The 15,820-nt window shown below is 58.8% G+C and carries 14 protein-coding genes; 10 read left to right on the forward strand and 4 right to left on the reverse strand.

Features of this window, described 5'->3' with window-relative positions; genetic code table 11:
• The first annotated feature begins 123 nt into the window (after positions 1-123).
• From HMPREF2681_RS08965 to HMPREF2681_RS08995, 7 genes are all read left to right on the forward strand, one after another.
• Positions 124-1,446 carry an acetyl-CoA C-acetyltransferase gene (locus HMPREF2681_RS08965; RefSeq protein ID WP_016421400.1) on the forward strand — a complete coding sequence of 441 codons (1,323 nt, stop codon included), beginning with the start codon at positions 124-126 and terminating at the stop codon, positions 1,444-1,446.
• Between the two features lie 47 nt (positions 1,447-1,493).
• Positions 1,494-2,852: a 3-oxoacyl-ACP reductase gene (locus HMPREF2681_RS08970; RefSeq protein WP_049173074.1), complete on the forward strand. Its 1,359-nt coding sequence runs from the start codon at positions 1,494-1,496 to the stop codon at positions 2,850-2,852.
• A 53-nt stretch (positions 2,853-2,905) separates the two neighbouring features.
• The gene (locus HMPREF2681_RS08975; RefSeq protein ID WP_016421402.1) at positions 2,906-3,868 is read left to right on the forward strand and encodes a MaoC/PaaZ C-terminal domain-containing protein; all 963 of its coding nucleotides are present in this window, start codon (positions 2,906-2,908) and stop codon (positions 3,866-3,868) included.
• Between the two features lie 352 nt (positions 3,869-4,220).
• On the forward strand, positions 4,221-4,685 hold the full coding sequence (gene nrdI / locus HMPREF2681_RS08980; RefSeq protein ID WP_080971522.1) for a class Ib ribonucleoside-diphosphate reductase assembly flavoprotein NrdI: 465 nt from the start codon (positions 4,221-4,223) through the stop codon (positions 4,683-4,685).
• Positions 4,682-5,686 (forward strand): class 1b ribonucleoside-diphosphate reductase subunit beta, encoded by a 1,005-nt coding sequence (gene nrdF, locus HMPREF2681_RS08985; protein WP_083301610.1) that lies wholly within the window; start codon positions 4,682-4,684, stop codon positions 5,684-5,686. Before nrdI ends, nrdF begins: the two co-directional genes overlap by 4 nt.
• A gap of 42 nt (positions 5,687-5,728) precedes the next feature.
• Entirely contained in the window at positions 5,729-6,304 is a 576-nt protein-coding gene (locus HMPREF2681_RS08990) for an NADPH-dependent FMN reductase (RefSeq protein ID WP_016421405.1), read from the forward strand.
• A 120-nt stretch (positions 6,305-6,424) separates the two neighbouring features.
• Entirely contained in the window at positions 6,425-7,120 is a 696-nt protein-coding gene (locus HMPREF2681_RS08995; protein ID WP_070546863.1) for a VOC family protein, read from the forward strand.
• A 2-nt stretch (positions 7,121-7,122) separates the two neighbouring features.
• On the opposite strand, the gene HMPREF2681_RS09000 is transcribed toward HMPREF2681_RS08995, so the two are convergent.
• From HMPREF2681_RS09000 to HMPREF2681_RS09015, 4 genes are all read right to left on the reverse strand, one after another.
• Positions 7,123-9,099 (reverse strand): vWA domain-containing protein, encoded by a 1,977-nt coding sequence (locus tag HMPREF2681_RS09000; protein WP_070546865.1) that lies wholly within the window; start codon positions 9,097-9,099, stop codon positions 7,123-7,125.
• Between the two features lie 336 nt (positions 9,100-9,435).
• Positions 9,436-10,365, reverse strand: a complete 930-nt coding sequence (locus HMPREF2681_RS09005; protein WP_049172165.1) for an alpha/beta fold hydrolase — start codon at positions 10,363-10,365, stop codon at positions 9,436-9,438.
• A gap of 185 nt (positions 10,366-10,550) precedes the next feature.
• Positions 10,551-11,981, reverse strand: coding sequence for an adenylosuccinate lyase (gene purB / locus HMPREF2681_RS09010; protein ID WP_070546868.1), 1,431 nt, complete (start codon positions 11,979-11,981; stop codon positions 10,551-10,553).
• A gap of 34 nt (positions 11,982-12,015) precedes the next feature.
• Positions 12,016-12,465: a MarR family winged helix-turn-helix transcriptional regulator gene (locus HMPREF2681_RS09015; protein WP_070438830.1), complete on the reverse strand. Its 450-nt coding sequence runs from the start codon at positions 12,463-12,465 to the stop codon at positions 12,016-12,018.
• Positions 12,466-12,724: 259 nt separating this feature from the next.
• Between HMPREF2681_RS09015 and HMPREF2681_RS09020 the strand changes: the two genes are divergently transcribed.
• The 3 genes from HMPREF2681_RS09020 to HMPREF2681_RS09030 all read left to right on the forward strand — a co-directional run bounded on the left by HMPREF2681_RS09020 (position 12,725) and on the right by HMPREF2681_RS09030 (position 15,811).
• Complete coding sequence (locus HMPREF2681_RS09020) at positions 12,725-14,005, forward strand: MFS transporter (protein ID WP_070438806.1); 1,281 nt, start codon at positions 12,725-12,727, stop codon at positions 14,003-14,005.
• 120 nt (positions 14,006-14,125) lie between these two features.
• Positions 14,126-14,854: an amino acid ABC transporter ATP-binding protein gene (locus HMPREF2681_RS09025; RefSeq protein ID WP_042388208.1), complete on the forward strand. Its 729-nt coding sequence runs from the start codon at positions 14,126-14,128 to the stop codon at positions 14,852-14,854.
• A 15-nt stretch (positions 14,855-14,869) separates the two neighbouring features.
• A complete protein-coding gene (locus HMPREF2681_RS09030) occupies positions 14,870-15,811 on the forward strand; it encodes a glutamate ABC transporter substrate-binding protein (RefSeq protein ID WP_016421414.1) in 942 nt (313 codons plus the stop codon).
• Positions 15,812-15,820 lie beyond the last annotated feature (9 nt).

Here is a 15,820-nt window from a genome sequence, read left to right on the forward strand (position 1 = left end):
CCCCCGCTCGGTAGATGACTGGACAAAAATATTTCTAAAAACGTGACAGAAAACACCGATACCAGTATTGTCTAAATTTAGTAATTCACGTCACACTTCAAGGATTTTGAAGGGAACAATCACATGGCAGCTCAGGCCAACAATAACTCTCTGCGCCGCGCAGTCGTCGTCGGTGGTAACCGCATTCCGTTCGCTCGTTCTAACAAGGAATACGCTAACGAGTCGAACCAGGACATGCTGACCGCCGCAATCGACGGTCTCGTCGCTCGCTTCGGTATCGGCGGCGAGCGCCTCGGCGCAGTCTCCGCCGGCGCTGTACTGAAGCACTCCCGTGACTTTAACCTCACCCGTGAGTGTGTCCTCGGCTCCGCACTGGCGCCGGACACCCCGGCTTTCGACATTCAGATGGCATGTGCCACCGGCATGGAAGCCCTCAACTCTGTCTCCAACATGATCAAGCTGGGCCAGATTGACTCCGCCATCGCCGGCGGCGTGGACACCACCTCCGACGCTCCGATTGCTGTCAACGACCGTCTGCGCAAGATCCTGCTGGAGGCCAGCCGCCAGAAGTCCACTCTGGACATGGCAAAGGTCTTCCTGAAGGCTCGTCCGTCCGACCTGGCTCCAGACACTCCGTCGACCGGCGAGCCACGCACTGGCCTGTCCATGGGTGAGCACCAGGCAATCACCACCGCCAAGTGGGGCGTTACCCGCGCCGAGCAGGACGAGCTCGCCGCCGCTTCCCACCAGAACATGGCAAACGCTTACGACGAGGGCTTCTTCACTGACCTCGTCACCCCGTACAAGGGCGTTTCCCGCGACACCAACATGCGCCCGGACTCCACCCCGGAGAAGCTGGCCAAGCTCAAGCCAGTCTTCGGCCGCGGCCTGGAAGCAGAGCCGACCATGACCGCCGGTAACTCCACTCCACTTACCGACGGCGCCTCCGCCGTCCTCGTCTCCACCCCGGAGTGGGCCGCTGAGCGCGGTCTGCCGGTGCTTGCCGACGTCGTCGATTCCGAGGCGGCCGCAGTTGACTTCGTCCACGGCGACGAGGGCCTGCTGATGGCTCCGGCTTACGCCACCCCGCGCCTGCTGGCCCGCAACGGCTGGACCTTCGACGACTTCGACTTCTTCGAGATCCACGAGGCCTTCGCCGGCACTGTCCTGTCCACCATGAAGGCATGGGAGGACGAGGAGTTCTGCCGCACCAAGCTCGGACTGGAAGGCCCGCTGGGCTCCATCCCGCGCGAGAAGCTCAACGTCAAGGGCTCTTCTCTGGCAGCCGGCCACCCATTCGCCGCTACCGGCGGCCGCATTGTGGCAGCCCTCGCCAAGATGCTGCGCCAGAAGGCAGACGAGACCGGCAAGACCACTCGCGGCCTGATCTCCGTTTGTGCTGCGGGCGGCCAGGGTGTTGTCGCAGTTCTCGAGGCTCGCGTCTAAAAGCGCACCACCGATAAAGACACTTTTACTTTCAAGGAGAATTTTCCATGACCGATAAGTACCAGGAACTCGTCAACGGTGGTCCGCTCACTGGACTGGCTAAGGCCGCTGGCCTGCCGCAGCCACCGTTCCTGCGCCGCCACAAGCCGGGCGGTCCGCTGCTGAACAACGACAAGGTGCTCGTCACCGGCGAGGGTGCAGATGCAGACGCAGTTGCAGCTCAGCTGGCTGAGTGGGGTCTGCAGGTCCGTCGTGGCAACGCCGCTGACGACAAGATTGGTGCCATTGTCCTCGTCGCCACTGAGGCCAAGCGTCCGGCAGAGCTGCAGGGCCCAGTGCTCGCTGCTGCAAAGCACATGCGCAAGCTGGACAAGGGTGGTCGCATCGTCACCGTCTCCCGCGCCAAGGATGCTCACCACAACGCAACCCCGGCCGAGATCGCTGAGAACGCTGTCGCCGGTGGTATCGAGGGCCTGATTCGCTCCCTCGGCCACGAGGTTCGTGGCGGCTCCACCGCCAACGGCATCCTCGTTGCTCCGGGGGTCTCGGTCACCGCGCCATCCGTGATTTCCTCCCTGCACTTCTTCCTCTCCGGCCGCTCGGCCTTCATCGACGGCCAGTTCCTCCGCGTCACCTCCGACGCGGGCGAGATCCCGTCCGACTGGGATAAGCCGCTGGCTGGCAAGGTTGCCGCTGTCACCGGTTCCGCCCGTGGTATCGGTGCCGCTATCGCTCGCCAGCTCAAGGCTGACGGCGCAGAGGTCATCGTCATCGACGTTCCACAGGCGGGCGAGGCTCTGTCCAAGGTTGCCAACGAGCTCGGTGGCCTGGCTCTGCAGCAGGACATCACTGCCGACGACGCCGGCAACGCCATTGCCGATGCCGCTGTGGCCCGCTACGGTCGCCTGGACATCGTCATCCACAACGCAGGCATCACCCGCGACAAGATGTTCGCCAACATGGACGACGCCAAGTGGGGCTCGGTCATCGCCGTCAACATCGAGTCTCAGCTGAAGATGAACGAGCAGCTGCTGAACCACAAGGCCTTCGAGAAGGCTCCGCGTATTGCCACCATGGCTTCCACCTCCGGTATCGCAGGTAACCGCGGCCAGACCAACTACGCCACCTCCAAGGCCGGCGTTATCGCAATGGTCGAGGCTTACGCTGAGGAGTTTGCTAAGCGCGGCGGCAACATCAACGCTGTTGCTCCGGGCTTCATCGAGACCGACATGACCGCTGCTATTCCGTTCGTCAACCGCCAGGTTGCTCGACGCGTGAACTCGCTGCAGCAGGGTGGCCAGCCGGGCGATGTCGCCCAGGCAATCGCCTTCCTGGTCTCCGACCGCGCTCTCGGCGTCAATGGTCACGTCCTGCGCGTCTGCGGTCAGAACATCGTCGGCGCCTAAGCGAAGTCGCGGCTTCCGCATAGGCTCCCGATAAGGAGGAAAGAGGAAAACTTATGGCTAAGACCCTGGATGCCATTCCCAATCTGGTTCCGCTCTACGCCAAGGCAGCTGCTGGTTCGGCGAAGAAACGCCCGAACTCCACCGAAATCAAGGTCGATGAACTAGTGGTCAAGGGCGTCACTGTCGATGCCGACCGTGACCAGGACTTCCGCGACGTCGTTGGCGCCCCGAAGTCTGAACAGGCTTTCTTCGGCCACATCCACGCCCTAATCATGCCCATCCAGATGGAGCTAATGGCTGCGGATGATTTCCCGCTGCCGATGATGGGCCTGGTCCACACCGAGAACACCTACCGCGAAATCTCGCCTGTCACACTCGGTGGCAAAGTTGATATCGCGGTGAAGGTTGCCGCATTCCGCGCTCACCGCTCGGGCACTGAGGTTGTTCTGGAGTCAACTGTTACATCGTCCACATCCGGCGCCACCTTGGTCGAGGAGCAGTCGGTGTATCTGGCCAAGGGCGTTCGCCTGAAGGATGCCGAGGGCTTCGAAGAGGTCCAGGCACAGCGTGAGGCCATCAAGTCCGGCGCCGAGACCATCAAACGCGAGCAGTTCAAGGTTCCCTTCCCCACCGCTCAGTGGAAGCTGGCTGGCAACACCGGCCGCAAGTGGGCCAAGGTTTCCGGTGACTGGAACCCGATTCACATCACCTCTGTCTCCGCGAAGGCTCTGGGCATGCCAGCAGCGATTGCACACGGCATGTACACCGCCTCCCGCGCGCTGGCTGAGGCACAGGTTCTGCCGGGTCAGTCGTACGAGTTCCAGATTTCCTTCGGTGCGCCGGTCGTTCTGCCGACCACCATCAATGTCGCACTCACCCACACCGGTGACGGTGCAGGTGCTGCTCACAACCTGACTGAGGGCAGCTCCAACATCGGCCGCGCAGTCAACATTGTCGCGTGGGATCGCAAGAAGAAGCGTCCGCACTTCACCGGAAGTGTTCGTCCGCTGAAGTAGTTGATGCGAAAGCGCTGTAGAAAACGCCGCGCTTTGGAAAACCAGTCTCCTCATCGACTGGGCCTTTCCAAAGCGCGGCGGTTTTGTTTCCCTGTTGTGCTTTTGCCCGGGGCACGACTGGAGCCCCCTCCGAGAGACACCACCTCCTCCCTCTCCCCCCCGGCCGGCAACCCCGCCACTTTCCCGCCTTGAAGATCAGCTGCTGGGTTTTTCCGCCGTTAATGAAGAGTCGCGGCTTTACTTCGCAATTGCGTGACTAAGCACTTTTCAACCGCATGTAGGCAACGCCTTGTTGACACCCCATTCACTCCTCTATTTTATGTTCAATCCATTGAACATAGGAGGTAATCGAGTGTCTTCATCATCGAAGACGCCGCTGACTTTCACGGAACTCCCACCGGAGGAGTCACCCCGAATCGTGTACTTCTCCAGTGCTTCTGAAAACACTCACCGGTTCGTCCAAAAGCTGGCTCAACCAGCAGCACGCATCCCGTTACATCCGCGAAAAGACGGAATGATTCGCGTTTGCAGCCCATTTGTCCTGATCACACCGACTTATGGTGGCGGATGTCGGCGCCGCGCGGTACCTAAGCAAGTCATCGCTTTTCTCAACGACGAAACCAACAGGAGTTTCATCCGCGGTGTCATCACCTCGGGCAACACAAATTTCGGCACCGACTTTTGCATAGCCGGAGCCATCATTTCTGCAAAATGCCAGGTTCCGGAGCTATACCACTATGAGCTACTGGGGACAGACCACGATGTGGAGAACGTCAAAGAGGGCCTGGAAAAATTCTGGAGGAGCGCTACTTCTTGAACATCTACAGCTATTCAACTACGCCACCGTCTTTTCGAAAGGACCCAGCTGCCCGCCTTCGGCCAATCAACTGGAACCGAGTGCAAGATGACAAAGATCTCGAAGTGTGGAATCGCCTAACAGCAAATTTTTGGCTGCCCGAAAAAGTTCCGCTGTCCAATGACCTTGCAGACTGGCGACGTCTCACCGATCTAGAACGCGAGCTGACCATGAAGGTCTTCACCGGACTGACCATGCTCGACACAGTCCAGGCGTCTGTCGGGGAGATTTCCCAAATTCAAGATGCCCGCACCGAACATGAAGAGGCCGTCTACACGAATATCGCTTTCATGCAAGCAGTGCATGCAAAGTCTTATTCTTCAGTATTTTCTACGCTATCCAATACCCCTGACATCGACGCTGCCTACCAATGGGCAGTCGCCAATGACATCCTGCAGGCTCGGTCAAAAGCTGTGCTCAAACACTATTACGGCGACGTTCCACTCAAGCGAAAGGCGGCAGCAACGCTTCTTTCGTCCTTCTCGCTCTACGCCGGCTTCTACCTCCCGCTGCACTTCGCATCACGTGGCATCCTGACCAATACCGCCGACATGGTGCGCCTGATTCTGCGTGACAAAGCTGTTCACGGCTATTACTCCGGCTACAAATTCCAGCGAGGCGTAGAAACCTACGACACCGCCACGCAAACGCAGATGAAGGCTTTCGTCTTCGAGCTTCTCGACGAGCTATACCAGCTCGAACTAAGGTACTCCGAAGCCCTATACCAACCACTCGGGCTTTACGACGACGTTGCCAACTTCATTCGATACAACGCCAACAAAGCGCTCATGAACTTGGGTTACCCGCAGCGGTTTAACCATGATGAGACCGCATTCAAGCCCGAGATTCTCGCCGCCCTCACCCCGGGGTCAGATGAAAACCACGACTTTTTCTCCGGTTCTGGCTCCGCATATGTCATCGGAAAAGCCGAAGACACCGCAGATGAAGACTGGGATTTCTAAATCCACGTCTTTCCCCATACATCCTAAGAAAGGAACATTCGCATGACTGCACAGATTTCTATCCTGGTAGGAAGCTTGCGTCGAGCCTCCTATGCACGAAAGATTGCACTCAAGGCAGCCACGTACTTCCCCGATGACTTCAAAGTCGACATCGTCGAGATTCGTGACCTCCCTCTCTACAACTTCGACTACGACGACCCCGCAGTGTCCGATATTGCGACTCCCGCGGAATACACCAGTTTCCGGGAAACCATTAAAGCCAGCGATGGCATCCTATTTGTCACCCCAGAAAACAACCGCACAATTCCTGCAGCTCTGAAGAATGCCGTTGACATCGGATCTAAGCCCAACGGTGATGTGGCATGGAAGAACCTGCCCGCGGGAATTATCAGCCACTCCGTCGGCCGTATGGGCGGTTATAGCTCTCAGAAGAACTTGCGACTCGCGCTGTCGTACTTCGACATGCCGATGCTCGGTCAGCCAGAGGTCTTCCTGGGACAATCGCCAACACTCATTGACGAACAAGGAGAATTCACGTCGTCAAGCACTGAGGACTTTGTTCGCGACTACATCAACAGATTTGCAGACCTAGTTCGCGAGCAGAGCCCACGCCACTAACTGAAATCCCCTAATCAGCGCAGCGTTACTGGGGATATCGCCGTATGAAGATTCTTCACTGACTAGGATCAAACGCTGCGTTCTCTGCGCGGTTAGGCGCTCGTCGTTAGGCTCATTTTCATGACTGTTTCTATCTCGGCCGTGATCGCGCTTAACGACGACCCCCGCGCCGCTGCGCGGTTTTACGCCGAAGGTTTTCACTCCAACATCAAGCCCAACTCCACCACGCTCACCATCGGCGGGATGGACTTTGAACTCATTGAGAACGGGAACCGCCGATTAACCCCCGCTGTGTCTTTTATGGTGCGATTTGCCCCTGGTCAGGAAAACCAGCTGCGCAGACTGTGGGAGCATCTGATGGCGGGTGATGAAACCATCAGCGGTGGTGCTACGCTCATGCCCCTGACCAGCTACGATTTCTCGCCGCTCTTTGGCTGGTTGGTCGACGGCAATGGGGTCAACTGGCAACTGATGATTGATTCCTTAACCAGCGGGGCTGCAAGCACGGACGCTGCCGCAAAGACAGCGAATCCCGCCGTTATTCCCTACTTCATGTGGACAGGCGGCGAACCACAGGCTGCCGCCGCCACCGAGGTATACAACCGGCTTTTCGGGTCAGGGAATTTCATGACGCTCGACTCGCCGGGCATGCACAATTTCACCTTCGGCGACGGTGTGGCGATGCGCCTCTCCAGCGATTCGGCCGAAGAGGTCGAAAGCGCCTGCCAAGCGCTTGGCCTAACAGGCGCTGAGGTTGCCGAGGGCACGGAAGCCGTCGTCAAGCCTGACCGATTCGGCGTGTACTGGACGCTCTAGCGTTACTTACGGGTCAACGCGATTGCCGCGCCGACGACGGCTAACAGAACTGCACCAATAGAGAACCACATCATGTTGGAAGAGCCGTCATCCTCGTTTTCTTCGGTGCCCTTCGGATTCTGCTGGCTACTAGTCGGGGCCTCGCTACTTGGCGACTTGTGCGCGACCTGTTCAAAAGCTGGGCCCGGAATCTTCTCGCCGACCAACTCCGTGGTCAGCTGGTAAGTCACCGGGACGTTTTGAACACCCGCGACATCGTGGGATTGACCGGCACCCCAGCTGTTGTTGAAGAAGACAACGATGTACTGGTCGCCATCCAACCAGGCTCTTTCAGCCTCGTAATCGCCCGACTTTTCACTATCTTCGCCGATCCGATTGCGATAGTTAATCCGGGCCGAGTTACCAAATGTAGTCTCTTCACCGATCTGGTGTTCATTGGCCGGACGGTTTTCCTCGCTGCCGGCGAGCTGGCGTGCCGAGTTCAGCGTCTTGATATCCAGGCCGGAGATCTGTGCAAGCTTGTCCGCTTCTGGGGCGTCAATGAGTTTGACGGCGCCGCGGAGCTGCTGCCCATACTCGGACTTGATCTTGTACACGTGTGTCTCACCAGGAACGATGTCGGCCGTGACGCTGCTGATGCTGTCGGCAGTAAGTTCCGTGGCGTCATCGAACCACGAACCTGGGGTGACCTTCTTAGCCTGATCCGCTTCCGGTGTCGCGGGCGGAGGGGTCAAGCTCTCCTTGTCGGACGGGAACGCCTCCGGCACATCAGTCAGGTTTTCGTTGGCGAAACGCTTGATGGTTACTTCTGCAGGAATGTCCTGACCTTCGAAGGGGCCTCCTTTTCGGGCCACGGAGAACACCATATTGCCCGACTTACAGTCCCCCTCCGCTCCTCCGGACTGCTTGGTTGTTATCGATGCGAAAAAGGGGCCATTGGAGTCGATGATGCCATTGCCGAAATCATTGGCAAGGAAGCAACTGCTGTCGTCCAAATGCATAGTGAGCGCGAAGTTGCGGACATCTAGGTCCATCAAAGTCGCGCCTGACGACGCTCCCGGCACCGTGGCCGCACTAATTGCAAGCCGCTCTCCCTCAGCAACCGGGACGGAGAAGTACTCAGCACCGTCGCCTTCCTGATTACCGATGCTGCGCTCGGACTCAGGAGTCTTTTCCCGCAGCTTGGTCGAGAACGTTTCCACGTCGGCAGGCACCTGGGTAGCGCTCGTAGGAGCGTCGCCGCCCTGTATCTCTTGCGCGCTGGACTGCGCGGTGCGTGCGGTGCGGGTCGCCAGCGTCTTCATGGACTCAGCCAGCGAATCGGAGTCCTGGGCGTCCAGGTACTCACCGCCAGTGGCCTCAGCAATGCACTCCAGTTCAGCACGTGCGCCCGCATCAACGAGGAAACCAACTGTGTTGATGACCAGGTCAATGCCCTGCTGCTTGAGTTCCTTGGCTACCTCGCACACCGGTGGCGGAGCACAGGTGTCCTCACCATCGGAGACCAACACAATCGAACGTTGCCCTTCTTTCGGCAACTCATCGGCAGCCTGACGCAGCGCAGGCCCCATCGGGGTGTGGCCGGAGGCTTGGACCTTTCCTACTTCAGCAGGAATCTTCGCCGAGTTACCCGCCTGCACGGGCAGCAGCGTGGTGATGTCCTGACAGCCAGCTTCCCGCTCCTCCGGCGAATTGCCAACTTCCGTGCCGTAGACCATGAACCCAATTTCGGAGTCCTCTGACACCGATCCCGCGAACTTACTCGTGGCAGTCTTCGCTGCCTCCATTCGGGTCTGGCCGCCCGCGTCGTCGGCAAGCATTGACCCTGAAGCATCCAGGATCACCATGGTTGGCGAGATAGTACTCGCGGCCTCTTGCGCCTGTGCACGCCCTGTTGTGATTCCCGCAAAAGAGCCTACGAGCACCAGCAGCATGGAGATGGAGAGCACGACCGCTGAGAGTTGTCTTCTTCTGATCATGTGGTCGGTTCCTTTTCTTCAAGCGTAAATCTTCAAGCGTAAAAAGAACGTTACATGACAAAAGTATGTCTGATTCTCAAGATAATGACTGGGCAGACCCCAAAAATTACGGGCGCCAAATATGATTACGGGCTGCAAATGTGAAACTGTATGAGTTTATGACACTTTCAGGCAATTTTTCAGGCCATTTTTGTCATAAACGCAGTCAGTAACTTGCATCGCCCTGCCGCCGCTGACATAAACGCAGTCAGTAACTCGCATTGGGATAAGTAGCAAAAGATGCCCACCGGTCGACCCGCCGAACGGGCATACTTTTTGTCTATTAACCAGCTCCCCCTAGCGGGACTCCAACCACGCCACAATGTCGGAGTAGACCTCTTCCTTATTCAACTCGTTGAGAATCTCATGGCGACCATCCGGATAGACCTTAAAGCGCACGTCCTTCTTGCCCGCGTTCAGGTATTTGCCCACGACCTCAGTCACACAGGCAGCGCCACCCGCCGGATCAACGGCACCGGAAACCACGAAAAGCGGCAGCTCATCAGGCGCTTTCTCATAGGCTTCAGGCGAGTTCGCGTAGTGCGTGCCGACGAGAAGGTCGCGGAAAAAGGCATTGGTGGGAACGAAACCACACTTGTCGTCCGCAATATAAGCATCGACAATCTTGTGGTCGCGGGTGAGCCAATCAAACTTAGTGCGGCGCTCAAAGTCCTTGTTGTAATCAGCAAAGGTGAGAGTGTTGAGCAGCTTGCCCGGCGCGGTAGGACGAATCTTAGCCAGCAGGTTTGCCACCTTCATTCCCGCGTCGCCCTTAGCCCCTGGCCACGACACGGTGCCCATGATAATGACGCCGGTGAGCCCCTCGCCGTACTTGGCGATGTAGTTACGAGTCAGAAGCGACCCCATGGAGTGGCCGAGAATATAGTGCTTGCTGCCTGGGAATTCAGCATCAACGTACTGGCGCACCGCGTGGAGGTCTTCGAGAATCAAGTTCCAGCCACCGTAGTCAGCGAAGTAGCCCGGGATGCCAGCATCCGTCTTGGTCATACCGTGGCCGCGATGGTCGTGCGCGACGACGGCATAGCCCTGGGATACGAGGTACTCGGCGAACTTGGCGTAGCGGTTGGCGTACTCGACCATGCCGTGGACAATCTGCACCACTCCCTTAGGAGTAATGGGCGCGCCCTTGTCATTTTCTGGAACCCAGCGCAACACATTCAATGTGGCACCTGGGCGAGAAAGCGAAGTCCTAACAGCCGATGTCACGTCGGGCACCTTTCGCGTAGAGGTTTCGATACTTACCGCTCATCGTACCGAGGAAGTTGGCTGCTCACTGGCGCTTTCGCCAACAAACAAAGAAAAACTCTGCCCCCAAAGTGACAGAGTTTTTCAAGGGACCTTGCGTCTTTACGTTTTTGCGTTTACGCGTTTCGCGCGTGACGCTCGCGAAGCTACAGAATCTCGCCCGGCTTGTAGGTCGCGGCCTCTGGGTACTTGTCCACGACAGCCTGCACACGTGCAACTACGCGGTCAACCTGGGATTCCGCGGCACCGATGAACGCATGGCGGTTCGCCAGAGCGTCGGCAAGCCCTGCGGCATCCAGCGGGAAACGCTCATCTGCAGCGAGACGTTCAGTGAGATTCTGCTCAGCGCCCTTTTCGCGCATATCCAGTGCGGTGGCGACGGCGTGCTCCTTGATAATCTCGTGGGCTTCCTCGCGGCCCATACCAGCGCGAACGGCTGCCATGAGGATCTTGGTGGAAGCCAGGAACGGCAGGTAGCGCTCCAGCTCACGGTCGATCATGGCCGGGAATGCACCGAACTCGGACAGGACGGTGAGGAAGGTTTCGAACATGCCGTCCATGGCGAAGAAGGCATCCGGCAGTGCAACGCGGCGAACCACGGAGCAGGAAACGTCGCCTTCGTTCCACTGAGTACCGGCGTACTCGGAGAGCATGGTCATGTAACCACGCAGAATGACCTGGAAACCGTGGACGCGCTCACAGGAGCGGGCATTCATCTTGTGCGGCATGGCGGAAGAACCGACCTGGCCTTCCTTGAAGCCCTCGGTGACGGTCTCATTACCGGCCATCAGGCGGATGGTGGTGGCCAGCGACGCCGGGCCTGCGCCCAGCTCGACCAGTGCGGACAGAGCGTCGAAGTCGAGGGTGCGCGGGTAGACCTGACCAACGGAGTCAAAGACGCGGTCGAAGCCGAGGCCTTCAGCGATTTCGTTTTCGAGGGAGGCCAGTGCGGACTCATCACCGTCAAGCAGATCCAGCATGTCCTGGGCGGTACCCATCGGGCCCTTGATGCCACGCAGTGGGTAGCGGGAAATCAGGTCTTCTACGCGCTCGATGCCCAGCAGCATCTCGTCCGCAGCGGAGGCGAAGCGCTTGCCCAAAGTAGTTGCCTGCGCGGCGACGTTGTGGGAACGACCCGCCATGACCAGCGACTGGTACTCGGAGGCCTTCTCAGCAGTGCGGGCGGCAACGGCAACGGCCTTGTCACGCACGACCTTCAGCGACTGCAGAACCTGCAGCTGCTCGACGTTTTCAGTCAGGTCTCGTGAGGTCATTCCCTTGTGAATGTGCTCGGTGCCAGCCAGTTCACAGAACTCTTCAATGCGGGCCTTCACATCGTGGCGAGTAATACGCTCACGGGCGGCAATGGAGTCGAGGTCAACTTGGTCGATGACCTTCTCATACGCCTCGATAGTGCCCTCCGGAACCTCAATTCCGCGGGCGACCTGGGCCTTCAAAACTGCAATCCAGAGCTTGCGCTCGAGGATGATCTTGTACTCAGGGCTCCACAACTCCGCCAGAGTCGCAGAGGCGTATCGGTTAGCAAGGACGTTTGCAATCTTCTTTTTCTCAGCCACGCCCTCAAGTATTCCATGACCCCGGCATCCGCGGTTATCTAGGCCATGGGTGACCACGCATTTCTTCCACGCCTTCGTTGAATTTGCGCATCAATCGCACGAACTCCACGAGCTCCGAGTCCTCCCAGTCATGCGTAATGTCATCGACGGTTTTCTTACGCGCCTCGATTTCCCGGTGCAGCAGCTCTAGCCCCTTGTCGGTCGCGCTATGCACCTTCGCGCTTGACGACGGCGCGGACCTCTTCGCGATATACCCCTGCCGCATGGCGGCGGCCAGCTGGCGGTGCACCGTAGAAATGTCCAGCCCCAGCGCATCGGAAAGCTCAGCGACTGTCATATCCGGCTGCGCTTCCAGTCGTGCCAGTAGTGCTGCGGCGGAGCGATCCAACAGGATGCCCTTGCGATGTGGTCGGTAGCCACTGGAGCTCACCCGAGATAGCAGCATGTTCTCGTAAACGAGCGCGGCTAGGTCGTCGTTTCGCACGATGGCAGTCAATCCTCTTGTCGCCTATATGTCGGCCCTTTAATGGGCCTGCGGGATGTATCTGTTTGCTGAACAGCTCCTATTCTAGCGCGCCGCGGATGGGGTTAAGGCCGAAAAAGCGCGTTTGCATCATACAAATCAATTGTTATAATTCGACCCCTAACTGCATTTTTGCATAATACAAATGCCGGGAAGCAGTTTTGCCACAGCACTAATTCCACGATCGTTTTCAAACGAGAAAAGAGACCGTATTTTCAGCATGACAACGCATACGACCACGCAGAACAGGCGCAGACAGAACGAGCAGGACGAGCAGCACGGGCAAGACAAGCTCTTCTCCCCCGCGTTCATCATCAGCTGGCTGATTAACTTCAGCATGTACCTGGTGTTCTACCTTTCAATCACGGTCATGGCGCTCTACGCCGTCCAGCGCTTCTCCGCCTCAGATGCCGCCGGTGGCTTCGCTGCCAGTTCTTTCGTGGTCGGCGCCACCATCGCGCGACTCTTTTCCGGCTACTTGGTGGACACCTTCGGTGGTCGCAGAATCATGCTTGGCTCGCTCGCTGTCATCGTGGCAGCCTGTGCCGCCTACATTTGGGCCGCATCCCTGCCGGTCCTGATTGCAATCCGCATCATCCACGGCCTGACCTACGCATTAGCTTCCACCGCCGTGATGGCCGCCGCCCAGACCGCTATTCCGGCTTCGCGCCGCGCAGAGGGAACTGGCTATATCTCGCTCGGCACCACCCTGGCCACCGCGATTGGCCCAGCTCTCGGCCTAGCCCTTATTGGCTCGGTCGGCTACAGCGTCCTCTTTGCCACAGCCCTCGGCCTGTCCATTGTCGGACTGGTGCTAGCACTCGTTCTGCCACAACACAACGGGCCCACCACTGCGGAAACCAAGGCCGAGGTCACCGAGGATTCGTCGGCAAGCGAGACGAAGCGCACATTTTCCTTCGATGACATCATGACGCCGAGAGTGGTGCCGATCGGCCTGTTCATGCTGCTCATCGGCCTGGCGTATGCGGGCGTGATTACGTTTTTGAACCGATACTCTCAGCTGGGCGGCCTGACTAGGGGCGCCAGCTTCTTCTTCATCGCCTATGCGGTGGCGATGATGGCAGCACGCTTCTCGCTGGGACGCCTACAGGATCGCCGCGGCGACAACCCGGTAATTGCCATCGGCCTGGTGTGCTTCACCATCTCGCTCCTTGTTCTGGCTTTCGCAACCTCTGACTGGCACGTCATCGCCGCTGGCGCGCTCTGCGGCCTGGGCTACGGCACGCTGATGCCGGCGTGCCAGACCATCTCCGTACACCTGGCGCCGGCGCACAAGTTGGGCACGGGTATCTCTACGCTGCTCTTGCTTGTCGATGCAGGCATCGGCCTCGGCCCAATCGTGTTGGGCTCGGTAGCTGCCACGATTGGCTTCGACAAGATGTACGCAGGCCTGGCGGTTGTGGTGGTTCTCGCGGCCGTTTTCTACTGGTTCGTACATGGCCGCAAGCCTGTTGCGCAGCGCCATCGCGTGGATCTTTAGAACTAATTGGTGTGCAGTCACTTTTTACAGGTGAATATCGGACAAGGAACACCGATAGCAGTTATGTGTCGTGAGTCACCTATACTTTCCCCCATGACTGAATCATCCACACCACAGAGCATGATTTCGATTGCCGAGGTGAACAAGCACTACGGCGATTACCACGCTTTGCGCGACATCAACCTGGAAATCCCAGCTGGCCAGGTCGTAGTTATCCTCGGCCCCTCCGGCTCTGGTAAATCCACACTGTGCCGAACCATCAACCGCCTGGAAACCATCGACAGCGGCGAAATTCGCATCAACGGCAAGCTCCTTCCCGAAGAAGGTAAGGAACTCACCCGCCTGCGCGCTGAGGTCGGCATGGTCTTCCAGCAGTTCAACCTCTTCAGCCACATGACCATTCGCGACAATGTCACGTTGGCCCCACTGAAGGTCCGCAAGATCTCCAAAGCCGAGGCCCGCGAGCGTGCGGACAAGCTGCTCGCCCGTGTCGGCATTGCGGAACAGGCTGACAAGTACCCGGCGCAGCTCTCCGGCGGTCAGCAGCAGCGCGTCGCCATCGCACGCGCCCTGGCCATGGACCCGAAGGTCATGCTTTTCGACGAGCCCACCTCCGCGCTCGACCCGGAAATGATCAACGAGGTCCTCGATGTCATGACCGACCTGGCCAAGGGCGGCATGACCATGGTCTGTGTCACCCACGAGATGAGCTTCGCCCGCCGCGTGGCCGACCGCATCCTGTTCATGGCCGACGGTGCGATTGTCGAAGACACCGACCCGGAGACCTTCTTCACCAACCCGCAGAGCGATCGCGCCAAGGACTTCTTGGCCAAGATCGTCGGACACTAGGCGGGGCTGGTCACCATGAAGCTTTCACTATTACGAGGAGGCCGGGGACGCAGTCGCAACCAGGGCCGCCGAGGTGTCGTCGGCAAGCGAGTTGCGGCGGCTGTCGTAGCTGTTGCCACGACAATGAGCCTCGCGGCCTGCGGTAGCGGCGGACCCCGAAACCTGCTGGCCGATATCGAAGCCGGGCACGTGACGCTGGGTACGAAGTTTGACCAGCCGGGTCTCGGTGAGCGCACTCCGGACCGTGAGTTCGCGGGCGTCGACAACGATGTTTCCCGCTACGTCATTGAGTACATCGCCAACAAGAACGGTTGGGATGTGCCCGAGATGGAGTGGCGCGAGACCCCGTCCGCTCAGCGCGAGACGCTGATTAACAACGGCGAGGTCAACATGATCGCCGCCACCTACTCCATCAACGCTGGCCGCCTGGCTGCCGTCGACTTCGCCGGCCCGTACCTGGTCACGCACCAGGCACTGTTGGTGCGCGGTTCCGAGGGCATCCAGGGGCTTGACGACGTCGCCCCGGGCACTCGCCTGTGTTCTGTATCCGGCTCCACCCCAGCGCAGAAAGTCAAGGACGCTCTACCGGAGGTGCAGCTGCAGGAGTTCGATACCTACGCCGCGTGCGCGGAAGGTGTGAAGCAGGGTGTCGTCGATGCTCTGACCACCGATGCGACTATTCTCGCGGGCTTCGCCCAGCGCTACAAGGAGCGCTTCGGCGACGACTTCCGCGTGGTCGAGCTGCGCAACCCCGATGGTTCCTACTGGACCAATGAGTACTACGGCATCGGCCTGCCCAAGGGTGATGATGCCAGCCGTGAGGCCATCAATGAGGCGCTGGAGTCGCTGTACGACACCGGTGAGCTTCAGAAGATCCTGAAGAAGCATTTGGGCGACAAGTTCGAGCTCGACGACAAGCCGGCAATCGGCGATCTGTCGTTCGTAGAGAAGAAGTAGGAAGGGGTG

Origin of the sequence: Corynebacterium sp. HMSC064H12 (assembly GCF_001809925.1) — a bacterium.
In the GTDB taxonomy this organism is placed as follows: Bacteria; Actinomycetota; Actinomycetes; order Mycobacteriales; family Mycobacteriaceae; genus Corynebacterium; species Corynebacterium jeikeium_D.